The organism is Gluconobacter sp. ESL1110 (assembly GCF_058107395.1).
In genome coordinates this window covers 57,967-76,541 of record NZ_JBYLUK010000011.1, presented here as the reverse complement: position 1 = coordinate 76,541, position 18,575 = coordinate 57,967, and the positions used below count along the sequence as shown (strand labels likewise).

At 58.1% G+C, this 18,575-nt stretch carries 17 protein-coding genes; 14 read left to right on the top strand and 3 right to left on the bottom strand.

The genetic code is table 11. The features are described from left to right. Positions 1-41: 41 nt before the first annotated feature. From AC3B6F_RS13480 to AC3B6F_RS13455, 6 genes are all read left to right on the top strand, one after another. Entirely contained in the window at positions 42-797 is a 756-nt protein-coding gene (locus tag AC3B6F_RS13480; RefSeq protein WP_023945118.1) for a DUF2076 domain-containing protein, read from the top strand. A gap of 142 nt (positions 798-939) precedes the next feature. Beyond that, positions 940-2,463, top strand: a complete 1,524-nt coding sequence (locus AC3B6F_RS13475; protein ID WP_489824748.1) for an FAD-dependent oxidoreductase — start codon at positions 940-942, stop codon at positions 2,461-2,463. 80 nt (positions 2,464-2,543) lie between these two features. Then, a complete protein-coding gene (gene aspS, locus AC3B6F_RS13470) occupies positions 2,544-4,340 on the top strand; it encodes an aspartate--tRNA ligase (RefSeq protein ID WP_489824747.1) in 1,797 nt (598 codons plus the stop codon). A gap of 271 nt (positions 4,341-4,611) precedes the next feature. Beyond that, positions 4,612-6,087 (top strand): sugar porter family MFS transporter, encoded by a 1,476-nt coding sequence (locus AC3B6F_RS13465; protein ID WP_489824746.1) that lies wholly within the window; start codon positions 4,612-4,614, stop codon positions 6,085-6,087. A gap of 87 nt (positions 6,088-6,174) precedes the next feature. Next, positions 6,175-6,819, top strand: coding sequence for a CPBP family intramembrane glutamic endopeptidase (locus tag AC3B6F_RS13460; RefSeq protein WP_489824745.1), 645 nt, complete (start codon positions 6,175-6,177; stop codon positions 6,817-6,819). Positions 6,820-6,937: 118 nt separating this feature from the next. Next, entirely contained in the window at positions 6,938-7,756 is an 819-nt protein-coding gene (locus AC3B6F_RS13455) for an alpha/beta fold hydrolase (protein ID WP_489824744.1), read from the top strand. Between the two features lie 42 nt (positions 7,757-7,798). Here AC3B6F_RS13455 and AC3B6F_RS13450 read toward each other — a convergent pair whose 3' ends face one another. After that, positions 7,799-8,893: an alkene reductase gene (locus tag AC3B6F_RS13450; protein ID WP_489824743.1), complete on the bottom strand. Its 1,095-nt coding sequence runs from the start codon at positions 8,891-8,893 to the stop codon at positions 7,799-7,801. Between the two features lie 127 nt (positions 8,894-9,020). Here AC3B6F_RS13450 and AC3B6F_RS13445 point away from each other — a divergent pair, with 127 nt between their 5' ends. Further along, entirely contained in the window at positions 9,021-9,920 is a 900-nt protein-coding gene (locus tag AC3B6F_RS13445; protein ID WP_489824742.1) for a LysR family transcriptional regulator, read from the top strand. A 474-nt stretch (positions 9,921-10,394) separates the two neighbouring features. On the opposite strand, the gene AC3B6F_RS13440 is transcribed toward AC3B6F_RS13445, so the two are convergent. Together AC3B6F_RS13440 and AC3B6F_RS13435 are read right to left on the bottom strand one after the other, a co-directional pair. Next, entirely contained in the window at positions 10,395-11,165 is a 771-nt protein-coding gene (locus tag AC3B6F_RS13440) for an exodeoxyribonuclease III (protein WP_489824741.1), read from the bottom strand. A gap of 4 nt (positions 11,166-11,169) precedes the next feature. Further along, positions 11,170-11,514, bottom strand: a complete 345-nt coding sequence (locus AC3B6F_RS13435; RefSeq protein ID WP_034881165.1) for an iron-sulfur cluster assembly accessory protein — start codon at positions 11,512-11,514, stop codon at positions 11,170-11,172. A gap of 185 nt (positions 11,515-11,699) precedes the next feature. Between AC3B6F_RS13435 and AC3B6F_RS13430 the strand changes: the two genes are divergently transcribed. From AC3B6F_RS13430 to tatC, 7 genes are read left to right on the top strand one after another with little or no spacing between them, the layout of a single operon-like run. Then, entirely contained in the window at positions 11,700-12,863 is a 1,164-nt protein-coding gene (locus AC3B6F_RS13430; protein ID WP_010502697.1) for a deoxyguanosinetriphosphate triphosphohydrolase, read from the top strand. A gap of 45 nt (positions 12,864-12,908) precedes the next feature. Continuing rightward, positions 12,909-14,717 carry an arginine--tRNA ligase gene (argS, locus tag AC3B6F_RS13425; protein ID WP_489824740.1) on the top strand — a complete coding sequence of 603 codons (1,809 nt, stop codon included), beginning with the start codon at positions 12,909-12,911 and terminating at the stop codon, positions 14,715-14,717. Further along, positions 14,714-15,841, top strand: a complete 1,128-nt coding sequence (locus tag AC3B6F_RS13420; protein WP_489824739.1) for an SPOR domain-containing protein — start codon at positions 14,714-14,716, stop codon at positions 15,839-15,841. The genes argS and AC3B6F_RS13420 overlap by 4 nt, the downstream gene beginning before the upstream one ends. A gap of 10 nt (positions 15,842-15,851) precedes the next feature. Further along, on the top strand, positions 15,852-16,610 hold the full coding sequence (locus AC3B6F_RS13415) for a segregation and condensation protein A (RefSeq protein WP_489824738.1): 759 nt from the start codon (positions 15,852-15,854) through the stop codon (positions 16,608-16,610). Beyond that, entirely contained in the window at positions 16,592-17,197 is a 606-nt protein-coding gene (gene scpB, locus AC3B6F_RS13410; protein WP_489824737.1) for an SMC-Scp complex subunit ScpB, read from the top strand. The genes AC3B6F_RS13415 and scpB overlap by 19 nt, the downstream gene beginning before the upstream one ends. 9 nt (positions 17,198-17,206) lie before the next feature. Then, positions 17,207-17,797: a Sec-independent protein translocase subunit TatA/TatB gene (locus AC3B6F_RS13405; RefSeq protein ID WP_023945147.1), complete on the top strand. Its 591-nt coding sequence runs from the start codon at positions 17,207-17,209 to the stop codon at positions 17,795-17,797. Beyond that, on the top strand, positions 17,794-18,573 hold the full coding sequence (gene tatC, locus AC3B6F_RS13400; RefSeq protein WP_010502703.1) for a twin-arginine translocase subunit TatC: 780 nt from the start codon (positions 17,794-17,796) through the stop codon (positions 18,571-18,573). Before AC3B6F_RS13405 ends, tatC begins: the two co-directional genes overlap by 4 nt. The last annotated feature ends 2 nt before the right edge of the window (positions 18,574-18,575 follow it).

Here is an 18,575-nt window from a genome sequence, read left to right as displayed (position 1 = left end):
ATGAGGGAACGTAACTTCTTCGTCTGGAAGGATCAGAGACGATGAACAACGAAGAACGCGAAGTCATCTCCCGCTTTATCGGCCGTGTTGGCGGTGCGCAGCAGGGTGGTGGTTTCAGTCAGCAGCAGACGCCTGCGCTGCCGCCGATCGACCCGGAAGCTGATCGCTTTATTGCTGAAAATTTCCAGAAATATCCGGAAGCGCGCTATCGTGTGACGCAGATGGCTGTTGTGCAGGAAGCGGCGCTGGCTCAGGCACAGAACCGTATTCGCCAGCTTGAATTCCAGCTCCAGCAGGCTCAGCAGCAGCTTCAGCAGGCGCAGCAGAGCCGGTCGTCCGGTAGCGGCGGCGGGCTGTTTGGCGGGTTGTTCAGTGGCGGTAATCGTCAGCAGGCGTCTTCGCCGCCTCCGGGTTGGGGACCGCAGGCTGGTGCAATGCCGCCTCCGAACTTCCAGCCTCAGCAGCAGTATGGCTATCCGCCGGGCTATCAGCCTGGCATGTTCCAGCGTGGCGGGTCCGGCTTCCTCGGCTCGGCTCTGACGACGGCTGCCGGTGTGGCAGGTGGCATGATGGCAGCCAACGCGCTTGAAGGCCTGTTCAGCGATCACCATTCAGGCAGTGAAGCCGGCGGTTTTGGTGGTGGCGAGACCATCATCAATAACAACTATGGCGATGCGGGCAGCGATCCGTTCGGTGGTGCTGGCACTGATGCGGGAAACGGCTTCTCCGACTCTGACTTCGGCGGCGGAGATTTCGGTGGCGGAGACTTTGGCGGCGGTGGCGACGACATGTTCTGAAAAGGGCATCTTTTACGCCTGACATCGACGATACCAGAAAACCCGTCCGGCTCTGTCCGGCGGGTTTTTTGCTGTTTGCCAACTCGCATGCCCATACTGCGTTGGCTGTGTAACGAGATTTTCCATTGTTCAGGGGCACCCGATGAGCACCAATGACTTCCGCGATCTAGTGGCCTTCAAGGATCTTGAAGACGGGCAGATCACGTCCTTTTCCATTGATGGAACGTCGGTTGTGCTGGTGAAGGATGGGGACGCTGTTCATGCCTTTGGAGGCAAGTGCCCCCACAAGGAGGCGCCGATGGAGCAGGGTGCTTTCTGCCGGACCGAGAAAGGCAGCGTACTGGTCTGTCCGTGGCACAAGGCTGTTTTTGATGCGGTAGACGGAAGCCTGATTGAGCCACTCGCCCTTGAGCCGCTGCCACACTACCCCGTGGAAATTGTGGATGGCCGTGTGCTTGTGGGAACGGATCCGATGAAAAGGGACTCGCCTGCGCCTAGGCAGGAGAATGAGACCGTTCTTATTCTTGGTGCCGGGGCTGCGGGTGTGATGGCGGCCGTTACGCTTCGGCAGGAAGGGTTCGCCGGAAAGATCACAATAGTTACTGAGGAAAAATACCGTCCCTATGACCGCACGGCTCTGAGCAAAACGGTGCTGCTCAGTGAGCCTGAGAAAGCTCATGCGCCATCCCTGAGAAGCGAGTCCTTTTACGGCCAGAACCGGATCAGCGTGAAACATGCGACGATCCTGGTCTTTGATCCGGCAACGAAAACCGCCGAACTGTCCGATGGGAGCGCCCTGACTGCCGATCATGTGCTGATTGCAACAGGAAGCCGATCCCAGTCTCTGGATATTCCCGGCGCCGGTCTGAAGCGCGTCTTTACGTTGCATCGGGAAAAGGATGCGGAAGAGATTGCCCGCGTGATCGACCCCGATCAGGCTGTGACCATCATCGGCGGCGGGTTTATTGGTCTGGAAGTGGCGTCCTGTCTGCGTCAGCGCGGGGTCGGGGTGACTGTGATCGCCGATACGGATGTGCCGATGGAGAAACACTTTGGCCGGGAAATCGGGACGCGTCTTCGGCAGCTTCATGAAGAAAACGGGGTGGCTTTTGTTTCTGATGTGAAGGTCACAAGAATTTACGGAGACAAGAAAGCCGAAGGCGTTGAGCTGGAAGACGGTATGAAGCTACCGGCCTCGTTTATTCTGGCAGGTGTCGGTGTGATGCCCGCAACGGAGTATGTGCAGGGACTGGATCGGGACGAGGATGGTGCGATTGTCGTCGATCGTCTGATGCGTGCGGCTCCGGGCGTTTATGCAGCAGGCGATGCCTCGGCGATCCTTCATGATGGCAAGCCGCGGCGAATCGAGCACTGGCGTCATGCACAAATTCAGGGCCGCATCGCCGCGCTGACCATGATGGGGCATGAGACGACCCATCTGCCGACGCCCTGGTTCTGGACGCAGCAGTTCGGCAAGAAGATCGAGCTGCTTGGATGGGGCGAAGGGTTCGATAACGTCAGCCTTGAAGGAGATATCAAGGGCTTCAGCTTCCTTGCGACCTATCTCAAGGGCGGAAAGCCCGTTGCGCTGGCGGGTGCTGGTCATGCGTATGACATGGCCAGAGCCGCCGTTGATTTCGAAGGTTTTGTGCAGGAAAAGGTCTGAACTGCGCACGAAGCTTGACATGAGCGGGCCGTCCCGGCTTCCTGCGCCCACTTTCCGCCAGGACGTTGAAGAGGCCCGACATGCATCCATACCGCACCCATGACTGTAGCGCCCTGCGTGAACAGGACGCCGGCCAGACCGTCCGCCTGTCCGGCTGGGTGCACAGCAAGCGCGACCATGGTGGCCTGCTGTTCATCGACCTGCGTGACCATTATGGCGTCACGCAGGTTGTTATCCCGGCTGGCACGGACCTGCTGGAAAAGGCCGAGCGCCTTCGCGTTGAGAGCGTCATTACCGTCACCGGCAAGGTTGTGGTTCGTCAGGGTTCCCAGCGGAACCCGAACCTGCCGACGGGTGATATCGAAGTTCTGGCTGAAGAGCTGGAAGTCCGTTCCAATGCGGCTGTTCTGCCGTTCCAGGTGGCGGGTCAGGAAAACTATCCTGAAGAACTGCGCCTGAAGTATCGCTACATCGATCTCCGTCGCGAGAAGATGCACCAGAACATCATGCTCCGCAGCAAGGTCATCACCAGCCTGCGTCAGCGCATGATCGAGCAGGGCTTCACTGAGTTCCAGACCCCGATCCTGACGGCATCTTCCCCGGAAGGTGCGCGTGACTTCCTTGTGCCGGCGCGTCTGCATCCGGGCAAGTTCTATGCGCTTCCGCAGGCTCCGCAGCAGTTCAAGCAGCTTGCGATGGTGGCGGGTTTCGACCGCTACTTCCAGATTGCTCCGTGCTTCCGCGATGAAGCCTCCCGCGCTGACCGTAGCCCCGGCGAGTTCTATCAGCTCGACTTCGAGATGTCCTTCGTCACGCAGGAAGACGTCTTCACGGTTCTGGAGCCGGTTCTGGCTGGCGTGTTCAACGAATTCACGCCCGAAGGCTGGAAGATCACGGACGGCGCATTCCCGCGCATTCCGTACGCTGATGCCATGCGCGATTACGGCTCCGACAAGCCGGATCTGCGGAACCCGCTGATCATCAAGGACGTGACGGAGGCCTTCCGGGATTCCGGTTTTGGTCTGTTTGCCAAGATCGCGGCGTCCGGTGGTCAGATCCGTGCAATTCCGGCACCGGGTGCAGGTGATCGTCCGCGTGGCTTCTTTGACAAGCTGAACACCTGGGCGCGTGAAAGCGGTGCGGGTGGTCTGGGCTACATCATTTTCGAGGCAGAAGGCGGCAAGGGTCCGATTGCCAAGAACCTTGAAGCTGATCGCGTCGAGAGCATCCGTGAGATCTGTGGCCTGAAGGCTGGCGATGCCGTGTTCTTTGCTGCTGGCAAAGGTGACGAAGTTGCCAAGTTCTCTGGTGTTGTCCGCACAAAGGTAGCGACAGAGCTGGACATGATCGAGAAGAACGCCTTCCGCTTCTGCTGGGTCGTGGACTTCCCGATGTTCGAGCTCAACGAAGAGACGGGCAAGGTCGACTTCTCCCACAACCCGTTCTCCATGCCGCAGGGTGGTCTGGAAGCATTGAACACGCAGGACCCGCTGACGATCAACGCCTACCAGTACGACATCGTCTGCAACGGCGTGGAACTGTCCTCCGGCGCAATCCGGAACCATCTGCCGGAAGTCATGCTGCGCGCCTTCGAGATCGCAGGCTATGGCCCGGAAGTTGTGGAAGAGCGCTTTGGTGGCATGCTGAACGCCTTCCGCTACGGCGCTCCGCCGCATGGTGGTGCTGCTCCGGGTGTGGATCGTATCGTGATGCTGCTTGCTGATGAGCCAAACATCCGTGAGGTCATTCTTTTCCCGCTGAACCAGAGCGGCGAAGACCTGATGATGGAAGCTCCGGCCCCGGTCGAGCCTGCCCGTCTGAAGGAACTGCACTTGGCGCTGGATCTGCCGAAGCCAAAGCCTGCCATCACAAAATAAGCGTTCCCGCTTTTGAGAACGGGTAAGCCGATGCTCCAGATGGGGCATCGGCTTTTTATTGGGAAAACAGATTTTTGCGGCAAGGTATAAAAATACCTTGCATCATTGCATATTTACTATCGACCGTTTCCGGTCTGGTAAAAAGTTATAACTGTATTTGAACAGGATTTACGCGGTTGTCTGCGTACAGAATATGATTTTGAGAATGAAAAACTTTTGCATGGAATGACCGTTTCTTGAGGTATCTGTAGCGATCAAGAAAGGTTATCCGGTGAGTAGCACCCTTCCAGAACAAAGCGGCGGAACTGTCCAGGACCGTGTGCAGCAGGGCCGCCGGAATGCGTTTCTTTTTGCCGGGGCTGCCGGGCTCGCCGGGCTGATGTTTGGTCTGGATACGGGAGTGATTGCAGGGGCGCTCAAGTTTCTGGGCCAGGACCTGAAGGCGAATGATCGTGCGCTGGAATGGATCGTCTCGTCCCTGATGCTGGGGGCCGCGGCGGGCTCTCTGCTCGCCATTCCGCTGTCCCACCATCGCGGGCGGCGAGGGGCCATGTTTTATGCGGGGTTACTGTTCCTGCTCGGAACAGCGCTTTGTTCCCTGACATCGTCCATTCCCGTCATGATTCTGGGCCGTGTCTGCCTCGGGCTGGGCGTCGGTTTCGCGTCTTTCTCCGCGCCGCTTTATATTGCCGAAATCACTGAGAAGAGCCGTCGTGGCAAGATGATCTTCATGTATCAGCTCGTCATTACGGCGGGTATGTTGCTGGCGCTCCTGTCAGACAGTCTGCTGTCTTACGGGGGGCACTGGCGCTGGATGCTGGGTATTCTGGCAGTCCCTACGGTGGTGTTCATTCTCGCGACGATGCAGGTTCCGTATTCGCCGCGCTGGCTGGCCATGCGTGGGCGGCGGAAAGAAGCGCATACTGTTCTTCAGCAGGTTCGTGGATCGAAGCAACGGGCAACAGAAGAACTGAACCGGATTGAGGAGAATCTTCGAAAAACGGAAGGGAACGGGTTTTCCCTCCTGAAGTCTTCACTCGGCTTTCGGAAAACCTTTGCACTTGGAATTGGATTGCAGGTTTTTCAGCAATTCGCAGGCATTAACATCCTGATGTATTACGCTCCGCATATTCTGGAGCATCTTGGCTTTTCCACGTCGGCAGCCGTCTGGTGCACAACCTTGCTCGGTCTGGCCAATATGGTCTCGACATTTGGGGCCATTCTGCTGATTGACCGATGGGGGCGGCGTCCGCTTTTGCTGGTCAGTACGGTCGTGGCCTCTCTGAGCCTCGCTGTATTCGGGACGCTGCTCTATCTGCACGTTGGCGGGGTATTTGGTCAGATCGCCATTGTCAGCCTGCTGGTGCTGTTCATTCTGGGTTACGCTTTCGGGGAGGGACCGATCCCCTGGACGATGTGCACCGAAATTCAGCCGCTTCAGGGGCGCACGCTGGCCATTGCGTGCTCGACATTTGCCAACTGGATGACGAACTGGCTCATCAGTAACGTGTTCCTGTCCGTGATGGGGGCCATTCATGACTACGGTGTGTTCTGGCTGCTGGCGGGCTTCAATGCAGTGTTTTTCCTGATTGGGTATTTCTTCGTTCCCGAGACAAAAGACTGCTCGTTGGAAGAGATTGAGGATCGGCTTGAGGCCGGGTTCCCTCTCCGGGAAATCGGACAGCCTAGCCGCTTGAAGGCGAGTACAGCCATGTTTGTGCAGGAGCGTGACTCGCTTCCTGTCTGATACAAAGACGCCTGCAATGTAAGGCCTTGTTTCGGGGGAAAGTGCTTATGTTCATAATGGTGGCCAGAACGTCTGGAAGATCCCGGTATGTCGCTCCCCGATGAGATGTCCGTTCTTCGCCGCGCTCGTTTGGGCGCGGAATTTCTGGCCCTTTATGGTGGTGGACCAATTCTTGTTCTGCTGGAGCGTCGGGCCGGATTACTCTTTGGGTTGATCTGGACTGGCGCTCTTCTGGCTTTTCTATGGATGCGTCATGATCGTCCCAAGCCGTATGTATTCAGGGTCGAGATTTGGAAAATATTTGTCAGGTTTGCGATTTTTGCACCATTGATAGCGCTGCTGACGTGGTTTTTCTGGCCCGATACGTTCCTGAGCCTGCCACGACAGAAGCCGCTCTTCTGGCTGATGATCATGTGTTTGTATCCGCTGCTCTCCGTCTGGCCTCAGGAAGTTCTGTATCGGGCATTTCTCTTCCGTCGATACAGCAATCTTTTCCAGAGTATTCCAGTGACGATCGTAGCCAGTGCCGTTGCATTTGGCTTTGCACATATTCTGTTTCTGAACTGGATTGCCGTGGGCATGACGCTCATAGGGGGAGTGCTGTTTGCTAGTGACTACAGTCGTCATCGTTCTCTTACCCTGACCTGTTTTGAACACAGCCTGTATGGATGTCTCATTTTCACGGTGGGGTTAGGACGGTTTTTCTATACAGGTGCGGCGTGGAATCAGTGATAAATGGAAATCTTACTATTCCATGATGTCTATATTGAACATGATGAGTGGAGCTTATCGTAAGAGCAAGGTTTCAGGGGAAGCCGATGCTTTCCTGACCTCTTAACGGAGCAGACACATGGCCAGCTTTACGACATCCGACGGAGCAGAGATTTATTTCAAGGACTGGGGAGCAGGAAAGCCTGTCCTGTTCAGTCATGGCTGGCCGCTCAGTGCGGATATGTGGGATTCACAGATGCTGTTTCTGGCGCAGAACGGTTACCGCGTGATTGCTTTTGATCGGCGCGGTTTCGGACGGTCCAGCCAGCCTTGGGACGGCAATACCTACGACCGCTTTGCTGATGATATTGCAGAACTGATCGAAACCCTGGACCTGAGAGACGTGACGCTGGTCGGCTTCTCGATGGGGGGTGGGGACGTGACTCGGTATCTGACGCGCCATGGAAGTGACCGCGTTGCGAAGTTGGTACTTCTGGGGGCCGTCACACCTGTTTTCATGAAGCAGAATGATCATCCGGAAGGGGTCGAAGCGACGGTTTTCGATGGCATCATCGAAGGATTGGTGAAAGATCGTGCCCAGTTCCTGAAAGACTTCGCCGTTCCCTTTTATGGGATTAATCATGGGGCGGAGATTTCTGATGGCGTTCTTGGGCAGACGCAGCAGATTGCCCTTAAGGCGTCCTTGCGGAGTACGATCGAGTGCGTCAAGGCGTTCTCCGGGCTGGATTACCGGGAAGACATGAAACGGATCACCGTCCCGACCCTGATTATTCATGGGGATGATGATCAGATCGTCCCTTTTGAGGCCACAGGTGCCTTGACGGCAAAGCTGGTTCCAGATGCGGTTCTCAAGGTCTATGCGGGTGCACCGCACGGTTTTGCGGTCACCCATGGCGATCAGCTCAACGCGGATCTTCTGTCTTTTCTGCAATCCTGATCAGCAAGACCCCGGCTAGAAACAGGCCGGGGTCTTTTTTGTTCAATGCTGCGCCGCGTCAGCGTAAAATGGATAGTCGATATATCCCTGTGCATCGCCGCCATAGAAGGTGGAGCGATCATAGGAGTTCAGGGGCCAGTTCTGACGTAGCCGTTCGACCAGATCCGGGTTTGCGAGAAACGAGCGACCAAAAGCAATGAGATCCGCCTGCCCGGAAGCCAGTAGGGCTTCGGCGCTTTGCCGGTCAAATCCGCCAGCGGCAATGATGGTGCGGGAAAAGACCTGTCGAAGCGTCCCGGCATCCACGGGGTCAGGCTCTGCGTCGCCCCCGATGCGGGGTTGCACGACATGCAGATATCCAGCGCCCAGACGATCCAGTTCAGAGGCCACATAGCGAAACGTTGCTGGACGATTGCTGTCCGCCATGGACCCATAGCGTCCGCTTGGGGTCACACGCACACCAACACGATCCGGTCCCCACACGCTCATGGCAGCCTGCGTGACTTCCAGCAGGAAGCGGGTGCGATTTTCGAGCGATCCGCCGTAGTCATCTGTGCGAGTGTTACTGCCATCCTGAAGAAACTGATCTGGCAGATATCCATTTGCTCCATGGATTTCTACACCATCAAATCCGGCTTTCAGGGCGCGTTCGGCAGCCTGTTCGTAATCCTTGATGATTCCGGGAATTTCATCCCGATCAAGCGCGCGGGGCATGTCGTAAGGCACCGTTCCATTGAGCGTCCAGGCGTCTCCATCGGCACGAATGGCCGACGGAGCAACGGGGGCAATGCCACCCGGCTGAAGGATGCGTGCTGATTGACGGCCAACATGCCAGAGCTGAAGAATCATTCTGCCGCCCTTGGCGTGAACGGCATCCGTGATGTGCTTCCATCCTGGGATTTGGCTGTCATCATAGATTCCGGCCGCGCGTTCGAAGCCATATCCCGTGAGCGAGACGGGGGAGGCTTCGGAAATCAGCAACCCTCCTTCCGTTGCACGCTGGCTGTAATAGGTCCGCATCAGGTCATTCGGGAGATTGCCTTCACTGGCTCTCATTCGGGTGAGGGGGGCCATGACAATGCGATGGCTCAAGCGTGTTGGCCCAACGAAACGTGGTGTGAACAGAAGGTTCGTCATGATGCGGTTCCGGTCTTTGAGGAGACTGTCCGGAGTGGATGCGTCTCATGACCGTGAGAGTGGCTATTCTCATTAGGCGGATGTAGACTGTTTTTAACAATATTTGTTATTCTCAAAAGGAATAAACATGGACCGCTTTCAGGCTATGACGGTGTTTGCTCGTGTTGTGGAAGCTGGTTCTTTTTCAGGCGCTGCCCGGTTGTTGAATATGGGGCAGCCCTCAGTTTCCAAGATCATTGCACAGCTGGAAGCGCATCTGGGCACAATCCTCCTGTTACGCTCGACGCATGGCCTTGCGCCGACAGACGCAGGTCAGCGCTATTACGAACGCATTGTCAGAGTTCTTGAAGACGCCATGGAGGCGGATAGTCTGGCCCGAGGGAGTGACAGAGAACTCACAGGGCATTTGCGGATTGCATTGCCGACGACTTTTGGCCGTCTGCACCTGATACCCAGACTGGGAGAATTTACGGCCCGGTATCCGAAGCTTGCTCTGGATGTGCAGATGGATGACAGGCGTGTGGATCTGATTGCGGAGGGGATCGATATGGCCCTCAGGATTGGTCGTCCGGAAGAGACGTCCGTCGTTGGGCGGCGTCTGGCGTGGGGTCATCGTTCCCTTCTGGCCAGTCCGGCCTATCTGGAGCGGACGACCATGCCGACCTGCCCGGCAGATCTGAAAAATCATAGAATGATTCTTTATTCGCAGGCCCGTCAGGTTCGAACGACATTCACGAAAGGGGAGGAAACACAGGACGTCTCTTTGCGCCCCGATCTATGTCTGAGTGCGGCGGAGGGAATTCGTGCTGCCGTCCTTTCAGGGCAGGGGATGACTGTTGCAGCAGACTGGATGTTCGCTCCTGAGCTAATTTCCGGTGAGGTACAGCGTTGCTTGCCTGACTGGTCTCTGCCGCCGGTGGAACTCTGGCTCTTGCTTCCAGCCGGGCGGATGGTCAGCGCCAAGGTTCGCGCCATGGCTGATTTTTTTGCCGAGCGGGTACAGCCGTCTTTGAGTTTGGAAAATTGAATCTCCTGAGCCATGGAGGCGTTACAGAGCGAAAACCGGAATCTTTTTTCCGCCACAGATCGGCCCAATCACTGCCTTGTGAGATCTGCAAGGTGCAGCCTTTCACACCGTTACCGTGAAAGGAGCGAGACGTATGCTGAAACATCTATCGGGCTTGCTCGCCGTTTCGACACTTTTTGTGGGTGCGATGGCATTGCCGCCGCTGAGCGGGACAGCGCATGCTCAGTTTGTCCCCTATAATGGACCGTATCGACAGACGCCACCGCCACCGCCTCGTCCGCCCAGGGAGAGAATTCCCTCTCATGCGCGGGGGATGCGATGGGTGCCTGGACACTGGGTCTGGATTGGGAACGGTTATCAGTGGACGCCGGGCCGTATGGTCCGCATCCGGCCTCCTGCACCTCCACGGCCGGCTCCCGCTCCGTTTTATCCCCGATAAAAGTTCGAAGGCCGTCTCAGTTGGGCGGTCTTTTTTTAGCGCAGGGTGACGAGGACAGGAACGTGATCGGACGCTTTTTCTGTAGCCCGTTCGTCACGGTCGATTGTGAAAGAGACAAGCCGTTCGGCCACCCGCGGGGACAGAAGGGCATGGTCGATGCGCAGACCCGAGTTCCGCTGGAACGCAGCGGCCTGATAATCCCAGAAGGTATAATGGCGACCCGTAGGCTGAACAGCGCGCAGGGCATCCGTCAGACCGAGCCATTGCAGGCGGTTGAATGCTGCCCGGGTTTCAGGCCGTACCAGTGCGTCAGTCGGTGAAAGGGCGCCGGGAGCGAGATCTTCGTCTGTCGGGCAGACATTGTAGTCGCCAATAAAGGCGAAGGATTTTTCGCTTTCGAGAAAGGACTTCGCCCGGATAGCGAGGGCATCGAAGAACGCCATTTTCTTGGCATAACCGTCTTCGCCGCCTGAATTACCGTTTGGCAGATACAGATTGCCAATCGTGAGACCATCCATGTCCGCTTCGATATAGCGCGCGGTTGAATCTTCAAAACCGGGAAGGTGATGGGTCGTCACTTCAAATGGACGGCGGCCAATCAGCGCAACGCCGTTATAGGCTTTTTGCCCGGTTGTGGCGACGTGCAGGCCAGCTTCCTGGAAAACAGTCGGGAACTGGCTGTCCTCGCATTTGATTTCCTGAAGGCAAAGCAGATCGCATTCCGGATGGCGTTCCAGCCAGTCCTGAACGAGATGCGCGCGGGCGCGGATGGAATTGATGTTCCAGCTTGCGAAGGTAAAGGACATTCTATCAGGCCAGCGAAAAGCTTGTGCCGCAGCCGCAGGCTGAGGCGGCATTGGGGTTCGTGACCGTGAAATGCGCACCCATCAGCTTGTCCACGAATTCCAGTTCGGCACCTTCCAGAAGATCGAGGCTGGTTTCATCTACATAAACTGTCGCGCCATCGCGTTCGATCAGGACGTCATCATCGTTTTTCGTACGATCCAGCTTGAACTGATACTGAAAGCCGTTGCAGCCACCGGCCAGCACGGCAACTCGCAGAGCCAGCCCTTCAGGTTCCGGCTGGGCGGAGATGATTTCCACGATCCGCGCAGCCGCGCTGGCAGACATGGTGAAGGTGGGGGTGTCGGACATGGCTCGTTCCTGATTTCTGAAGCACTGCTGCAAGGCAGGACGGTTCTGGTCCTGATTATATGGCCTGACTACCCCCAAGGGCAAAGGGGGTGAGTTGCGTTGCCATCAGCCTGTCGTAGAATAACACCTGTGATCCGGCGAACAGTGTGCGTTTTGCGCCTGCGGATCATCGGGAGAGGGTGTTGATGGCTGCCATTTACGCGGTTCAGGAAAAAGGCGCTCGCGGGAGACTGTATCCGGAAGTGGAAAGCCCGGTTCGTTCACCCTGGCAGCGGGATCGGGATCGTGTTCTGCATTCGGCCGGCTTCCGGACCTTGCAGTACAAGACGCAGGTTTTCATCAACCATGAAGGCGATTTCTTTCGCACCCGTCTGACGCATTCTCTTGAAGTCGCGCAGATTGCCCGTTCAATTGCCCGCAGCCTTGATCTGAACGAGGATCTGACGGAAGCGCTCGCGCTAGCGCACGATATGGGCCACACGCCGTTTGGCCATGCTGGGGAAGATGCTCTTGCTCTGGCCATGCAGGACTGGGGCGGCTTTGATCACAATACGCAGTCCCTTCGTCTCGTGACGTCTCTGGAGACGCGGTATCATGCTTTTGATGGCCTGAACCTGACATGGGAAACGTTGGAGGGGCTGGCCAAGCATAACGGTCCGGTCAAGCGCCCGACACCGTATCTGGCAGAATATGACGCGAAGCATCATCTCGACCTCAGCAGTTATGCGTCTGCCGAGGCACAGGTCGCGGCGATGTCGGATGATATTGCCTATCATGGCCATGATCTGGATGACGGGTTACGTGCCGGACTTCTGACGTTTGAGGATATTGAGGATCTTCCACTTGTCGGGGACGCGCTTCGGGCTTCCCGTGAGATGGAGCGTCCGACAAATCGTGATGCGGCTGATCAGGCGCAGCGTGTCCGTCATGAAACCATTCGCGTGGTCATCAACGCTCTGGCAACGGATCTGACGGAACAGACACGTCGGAATCTGGAGGCTCTTAATCCGCAGTCAGCGGATGATATTCGTCATGCCGATCATGCGGTTGTGGCGTTCAGTCCGGAAATGCGGGAAAAGAACAAGGCGATCCGCAAATTTCTTTATGCGCGCATGTACCGTCACTGGCGGGTCAATCGTATGGCGCGGAAAGCCAAGATCGCACTGGCCGAAATCTTCACGATCCTTTCAGAAGAACCGGGCCTTCTGCCAGACCCGCTCAAGGACCGCGCCAAGGCTGCGGATGACATGGAACGGCGACGTCTGGTGGTGAATTATATCGCCGGAATGACCGATCGTTTCGCGATGGAAGAACATCGACGGTTGACGGATCTCTCCGTGCTGGGCTGATAGAGCCTCTTCAAGACGTTACAGGTTACAGGAATCGAACTGAAAATGGTCGCTGCACCCACTGCCCATACGACTGACTGCCTTTTTGCCCGCACCCGAGACCAGGTGTGCGAGGCCCTGCGGTCCGTTGTCCCCGGCCTGCCGGAAGAGGTGGTGCAGCGCGTTGAAGTGACGCCCCCGCGTGATCCGTCCCACGGGCATATGGCGACGAATGCTGCTCTGCTAGCCGCCAAGCCTGCGAAGCGGAAGCCTGCCGATATTGCTGCCGAACTGGTGCTGAAGCTCGCCGAACTGCCAGGCGTCGATCATGCCGAGGCCGCAGGGCCGGGCTTCGTGAACATGACGCTCAAGCCGCATGTGCTTCAGGGTATTGCCAAGACAGTTCTGGAAACAGGCGAGGCTTATGGCCGTTCCACGATGGGGCAGGGCACGGGCGTCAATGTAGAATACGTGTCCGCCAACCCCACCGGGCCGATGCATGTCGGTCATTGCCGGGGTGCCGTGGTGGGTGATGCGCTGGCCAATCTGCTTCAGGCGGCGGGTTTTGGCGTTACGCGCGAGTATTACATCAACGATGCCGGAACGCAGGTTGTGGCTCTGACATGGGCGACATACTGGCGGTATCTTCAGGCGATCGGTACGCAGATTGATGCCGAAACGTTTAGCCCGCTGACGCCGAATGGTCTTCAGTATCAGGGTGATTATCTGATCCCGGTGGCTGAGAGCATTGCCGCAAAGCATGGTCGCGCTCTCGCCAATGAGGATGGCAGCCCGGCTGACCCGTCTGTCTGGTTCGAGATCGTCCGTCGTGAGGCGCTTGAGCAGATGATGGCGGCGATCCGTCTGGATCTTGAAGCCCTCGGTATTTCGCATGAAGTGTTTGCCAGCGAAGCTGAAACGCTCGCCAGCGGACGCGTTGATGCCGCTATCGCCAAGCTCGAAAGCAAGGGCCTGCTCTACGAAGGTGTTCTGGAGCCGCCGAAGGGCAAGATGCCGGAAGACTGGGAAGCGCGCCCGCAGACGCTGTTCCGCTCCACGGATTTCGGGGATGATCAGGATCGTGCGCTCCGCAAGTCTGACGGCACGAACACCTATTTCGCCAATGACATCGGCTATCATGCCCAGAAGGCCGAGAATTCAGACGTTCTGATTGACGTGCTGGGCGCGGATCATGGCGGTTACGTCTCCCGGATGCGCGCAGCTATTTCGGCGTTGACGGATGGCAAGACCGGCTTTGAAGTCGTGATGTGCCAGATCGTACGTGTTGTGAAGAACGGCGAGCCGGTGAAGATGTCCAAGCGTGCTGGCACGTTCGTGACGCTGCGCGATCTGCTGGATGAAGTCGGGCGTGATGCCGTGCGCTTCACGATGCTGACCCGCAAGGCGGACGCGCAGATGGAATTCGATCTGGATGCTGTTGTTGCCCAGACGCGTGACAATCCGGTCTTTTATGTTCAGTACGCTCATGCCCGTTGCCGCTCGGTCCTTCGGTCTGCAGAGACGATGTTCGGTGCCGATGCCGTGACGCCTGAGGCACTGGCGAAGGTCGATCTTTCCGGTCTGTCTTCGGATGTGGAACTGGCGGTGCTGCACCGTATCGCGTCTTTCCCGCGTTCGGTGGAAGCTGCTGCTGCTGCACGTGAGCCGCACCGTATCGCGACCTATTGCATTGATCTGGCGTCTGACTTCCACGCTCTGTGGAATCGTGGACGTGAGGATACGACCCTGCGATTCCTGCATGAAAACGACCGTGCGACGAGCCTTGCCAAGCTGGCTCTGGTCTCCGCAATCGCTGGAACACTGCGGTGCGCACTGACCATTCTTGGCGTTGTTCCGGTGGAGGAAATGCGATGACCCCTGGCAGCGACGACGATCGGAATTTCCGGGACCCGGGCGACTATGGATCAGGCCCGGTCACGCCCCCGCCGCGTGGCGGGCGTGAGCGCCTGAGCAGCGATTATGACGAAGACGCGCCGCCGCGCCGTCGCCCTGCATCGGCTGCGGGGAATACGGAGCGGGCAGGGGGCGTGACCTCCTTGCTGGGCAGTGATCCCGCAACGCGCAAGCTTGTTGGTGGAGCTGTCGGTATCGGTACGGTGCTGCTGCTGGCTGTTGGTGGCTGGTCCCTGATGGGTGGTCACCATGGTGGCATTCCCATCATCGGGCCCCCGCCAGGGCCTGTGAAGGATGTTCCGGCTGATCCGGGTGGCATGCAGATCATGGGCAGTGATAGCGGCGACACGGATCTGACCGGGAACGGAGAAGCGCATCTGGCTCCTGGTCCCGAGCAGCCCGATGCAAAGGCGCTGGCGCGCCAGTATGGCGTCCAGCCCGGCACGCCTGCGACCCCGGCTGACAAGCCTGCCGCAGCGCCGGATGCACCGTCTTCTGACGCTAAACCGTCTGATGGTGCTGTCCCTGCTTCCCCGGATGCGTCTGCTGATAAAGCTCCGGCTGCGGTTCCGGGAGCGGCTGCTACGCCCGATGCTGCCAAGGCGCCTGCGGAAACTGCGGCACCTGAAGAGGATGCCGACGACGCAGAGTCAGCGAAGCCTGCTCCGGAGAAGCCGGTTCCTGCGCCGAAGCCGAAGGCTCCTGAAGCCCCGGTTCACAAAGCTGCGCCAGTTGCTCCGGCCAAGCCTGTGCAGAAGCCGCTTCCCCCACCGGAGCCGGTGCCTGAAAATGTTGCGCCAGCCCAGAAGGCAGCCGCAACGCCGAAGGCTGAAACGGGTGGAGCGCGTGAAGTCCAGCTTGCCGCACTCGATAGCGAGGCGGCCGCACGTAAGGAATGGGAGACCCTGCGCCATCAGGCTCCTGCTTTGTTTGCCGGACACTCACCGTTGTTCGAAAAGACCACGCATGGTGACAAGACGTTCGTGCGTCTGCGCATTGGTGGCTTTGAGGATCTGAAGGCGGCCCGTGCGTATTGCGTGAAGCTGCACGCGCAGTCCATCGCCTGCACTCCGGCCCAGTTCTGAGAGACCGGGCTTGAGCGAGGTTCTGCATCTGACGCTGGATGGGTTCGAGGGGCCGCTTGATCTGCTTCTCGACCTCGCCCGCGCCCAGAAAGTGGACCTCGCAAAGATTTCCATTCTTCAGCTTGTTGAGCAGTATCTGTCTGTGGTCGAGCAGGCCCGGGCGGAAGCTCGTGCCTTGCGTCTGGAACTTGCGGCGGACTGGCTTGTCATGGCAGCCTGGCTGGCCTGGCTGAAGTCCAAGCTTCTGTTGCCTGCGGAAAGTGGTGGGGAGGATGCGGAAGAGGCTGTCGAGCAGCTTCAGGAACGTCTGATCGAGCTGGAGCGGATGCGTGCGGCTGCTGCATGGCTTATGGGGCGTCCTCGTCTTGGCATTGATGTGTTTCGCCGTGGGGAAGGCGAAGACCATACGGAAATTGATCGTTCCGGCCTGCGCGTTGATCTGTCGGCCCTGATTACGGCCTATCTGTCTGCCCGGCGCCGTACGAACCGTAAGCGCGTCTATGCACCGCGGACGCGTCGGTATTGGAGTGTGCAGGACGCTCTGGCGCGCCTGCGCCGAATGTTGGGAACGGATGCCGTTACGGACTGGCAGACGCTGACATCCCTGCTGCCCGAACATCTGGCCGATGATCTGGAAACCGGTCCGTATGGACGTAACGCTGCACTGGCAGGAACGCTGCTGGCCGGGCTGGAAATGGCGAAGGGCGGGGCCGTGGAACTGCGTCAGCCCGAAGCTTTTGCTGAAATTGAATGGCGGGCGGTGTCGTGACGTCTGACGAGATGCAGCGCGGCTGCCTGCTTCTGGAAGCCCTGATTTTTGCCAATCCGGAACCGGTGCGGTCGTCTGTCATGACGGAGCTTCTGAAGGCTCAGGGTCTGGATCTGACAGTTTCGGATGTTTTGGCTGCGCTGTCCGAGCGTTATGCGTCTCATGCGATCGAACTTGTCGAGGCTGCCGGGGGCTGGCAGTTCCGGACACGCCCGGAATATGCCTCCGCGCTGACAAAAGTCGTCGAAAAACCGCGCCGTTTGAGCCGGGGTGCGATGGAGACGCTGGCCATCATTGCGTATCACCAGCCCTGCACGCGGGCTGAGATCGAGGCCATTCGCGGCGTGTCTCTGGGCCAGCCCATTCTGGATGCGCTGCTGGAAGACAGCCTGATTGCTCCAAAAGGGCGTAAGGAAGTTCCCGGCCGCCCGGTTTTGTGGGGCACGACACCTGCTTTCCTGGAAAGTTTCGGCCTGCCGGATCTGGGTTCATTACCCAAGCGGGAAGATTTCCTTCTGGACAGGGCCCCGACGGAAGCGGCACCAGAAGCGCCTTCCCCCGTAGGCGAGACTGACGGGACGGGCTAGGATTGTTGCATGTTTGACTTCAGTTTCTCGGAAATAGCCCTGTTTGTCGTCGTGGCGATGATTTTCATTCGCCCGAAGGATCTGCCGGTTGCCATCCGCACGCTTTCGAACGGCATCAAGGCCATGCGCCGGATGGCAGGTGAGTTTCAGTCCCATATCGACGATATGGTGCGTGAGGCAGACCTGTCCGAGACGCGCGACCAGCTTCGGGATCTGAAGAACTTCAATATCCGGGATCGTGTGACCCGCGCCATTGATGGCGACAATTCGATCCGGCGGAGTCTTGAACTGGATACGACCGGCGCATCATCCCGACCGTCCACGCTCAATGATCTGCCGCAGGTTCCCGCGCCTCCGCCGATGCCACCACCGTCTTTCGGTGGGGGCGACAGTAAGCCTTACAACGCCATGATGCAGGATCAGGCGGAGGAAGGGTTGAACGATGATATCGTTGATGCGCCCTCCATCCTGCCGCCTGCGACGGCGCGACGCCTGATGCATGAACGCCCCCGTTGGCGCGCCCCGGATATTCTGCCGCCTGTCATGGCTATTCATCATGGCCGACGCGTCGCCATTTCAAGCACGGAGAAAGACGCGTGACGGACTCGGATGCCATCAACGACACCCCGATGCCTCTGCTCGATCATATCGTCGAGCTGCGCCGCCGGCTGATCTGGTCCATCGGGACATTCGTGATCGCTTTTGCCATCTGCTATCATTTTGCAGGCGATATCTATCGCTTCCTTGCTGCCCCGCTGGGGGACATCATGCGGCAGAAGGGCGAGCAGCCGCATCTGATCTACACCGCGCTGTATGAGGCGTTCTTCACCTATATTCGTGTGGCAGTCTTCGGGGCGACGTGCCTGTCTTTTCCGATGATTGCCATTCAGGCGTGGATCTTTATCGCGCCTGGTCTGTATCGCAGCGAGAAGAAGGCTTTTGCGCCATTCCTCGTGGCCACGCCTGTCATGTTCACCATTGGCGCTGCGTTGGCCTACTACGTGGTTTTCCCGTTCGCCTGGAAGTTCTTCCTGTCGTTCCAGACATCCGGCAATGGCGGGATGGATATCGAGCTTCAGGCCAAGGTGTCAGAATACTTGACCCTTGTGACGAAGATGATCCTCGCCTTCGGGATCTGTTTTGAACTGCCGGTGATCCTGACGCTGCTGGTCCGGGTCGGGTTAATCGGAACGGCGCAGCTTAAGAAATTCCGGCGCTATGCGGTGGTGGCGTCCTTCGCTGTTGCAGCCGTGATTGCTCCGCCGGATGCGATTACCATGCTGAGCCTCGCTATTCCGCTTGTGGCGCTGTACGAGGTATCCATTCTTGTGGCGCGGCTGGTTGAGCCGAAGCCCGTGACTGACGAAGAAGACTGACG

Coding starts and splice junctions, on each gene's coding strand:
- AC3B6F_RS13475 (WP_489824748.1), top strand. CDS start 940: ATGAGCACCAATGACTTCCGCGATCTAGTGGCCTTCAAGGATCTTGAA.
- AC3B6F_RS13430 (WP_010502697.1), top strand. CDS start 11,700: ATGGCTGCCATTTACGCGGTTCAGGAAAAAGGCGCTCGCGGGAGACTG.
- AC3B6F_RS13435 (WP_034881165.1), bottom strand. CDS start 11,514: ATGTCCGACACCCCCACCTTCACCATGTCTGCCAGCGCGGCTGCGCGG.
- AC3B6F_RS13440 (WP_489824741.1), bottom strand. CDS start 11,165: ATGTCCTTTACCTTCGCAAGCTGGAACATCAATTCCATCCGCGCCCGC.
- argS (WP_489824740.1), top strand. CDS start 12,909: ATGGTCGCTGCACCCACTGCCCATACGACTGACTGCCTTTTTGCCCGC.
- scpB (WP_489824737.1), top strand. CDS start 16,592: ATGGCGGGCGGTGTCGTGACGTCTGACGAGATGCAGCGCGGCTGCCTG.
- AC3B6F_RS13445 (WP_489824742.1), top strand. CDS start 9,021: ATGGACCGCTTTCAGGCTATGACGGTGTTTGCTCGTGTTGTGGAAGCT.
- aspS (WP_489824747.1), top strand. CDS start 2,544: ATGCATCCATACCGCACCCATGACTGTAGCGCCCTGCGTGAACAGGAC.
- AC3B6F_RS13460 (WP_489824745.1), top strand. CDS start 6,175: ATGTCGCTCCCCGATGAGATGTCCGTTCTTCGCCGCGCTCGTTTGGGC.
- AC3B6F_RS13405 (WP_023945147.1), top strand. CDS start 17,207: ATGTTTGACTTCAGTTTCTCGGAAATAGCCCTGTTTGTCGTCGTGGCG.
- AC3B6F_RS13480 (WP_023945118.1), top strand. CDS start 42: ATGAACAACGAAGAACGCGAAGTCATCTCCCGCTTTATCGGCCGTGTT.
- AC3B6F_RS13450 (WP_489824743.1), bottom strand. CDS start 8,893: ATGACGAACCTTCTGTTCACACCACGTTTCGTTGGGCCAACACGCTTG.
- AC3B6F_RS13455 (WP_489824744.1), top strand. CDS start 6,938: ATGGCCAGCTTTACGACATCCGACGGAGCAGAGATTTATTTCAAGGAC.
- AC3B6F_RS13420 (WP_489824739.1), top strand. CDS start 14,714: ATGACCCCTGGCAGCGACGACGATCGGAATTTCCGGGACCCGGGCGAC.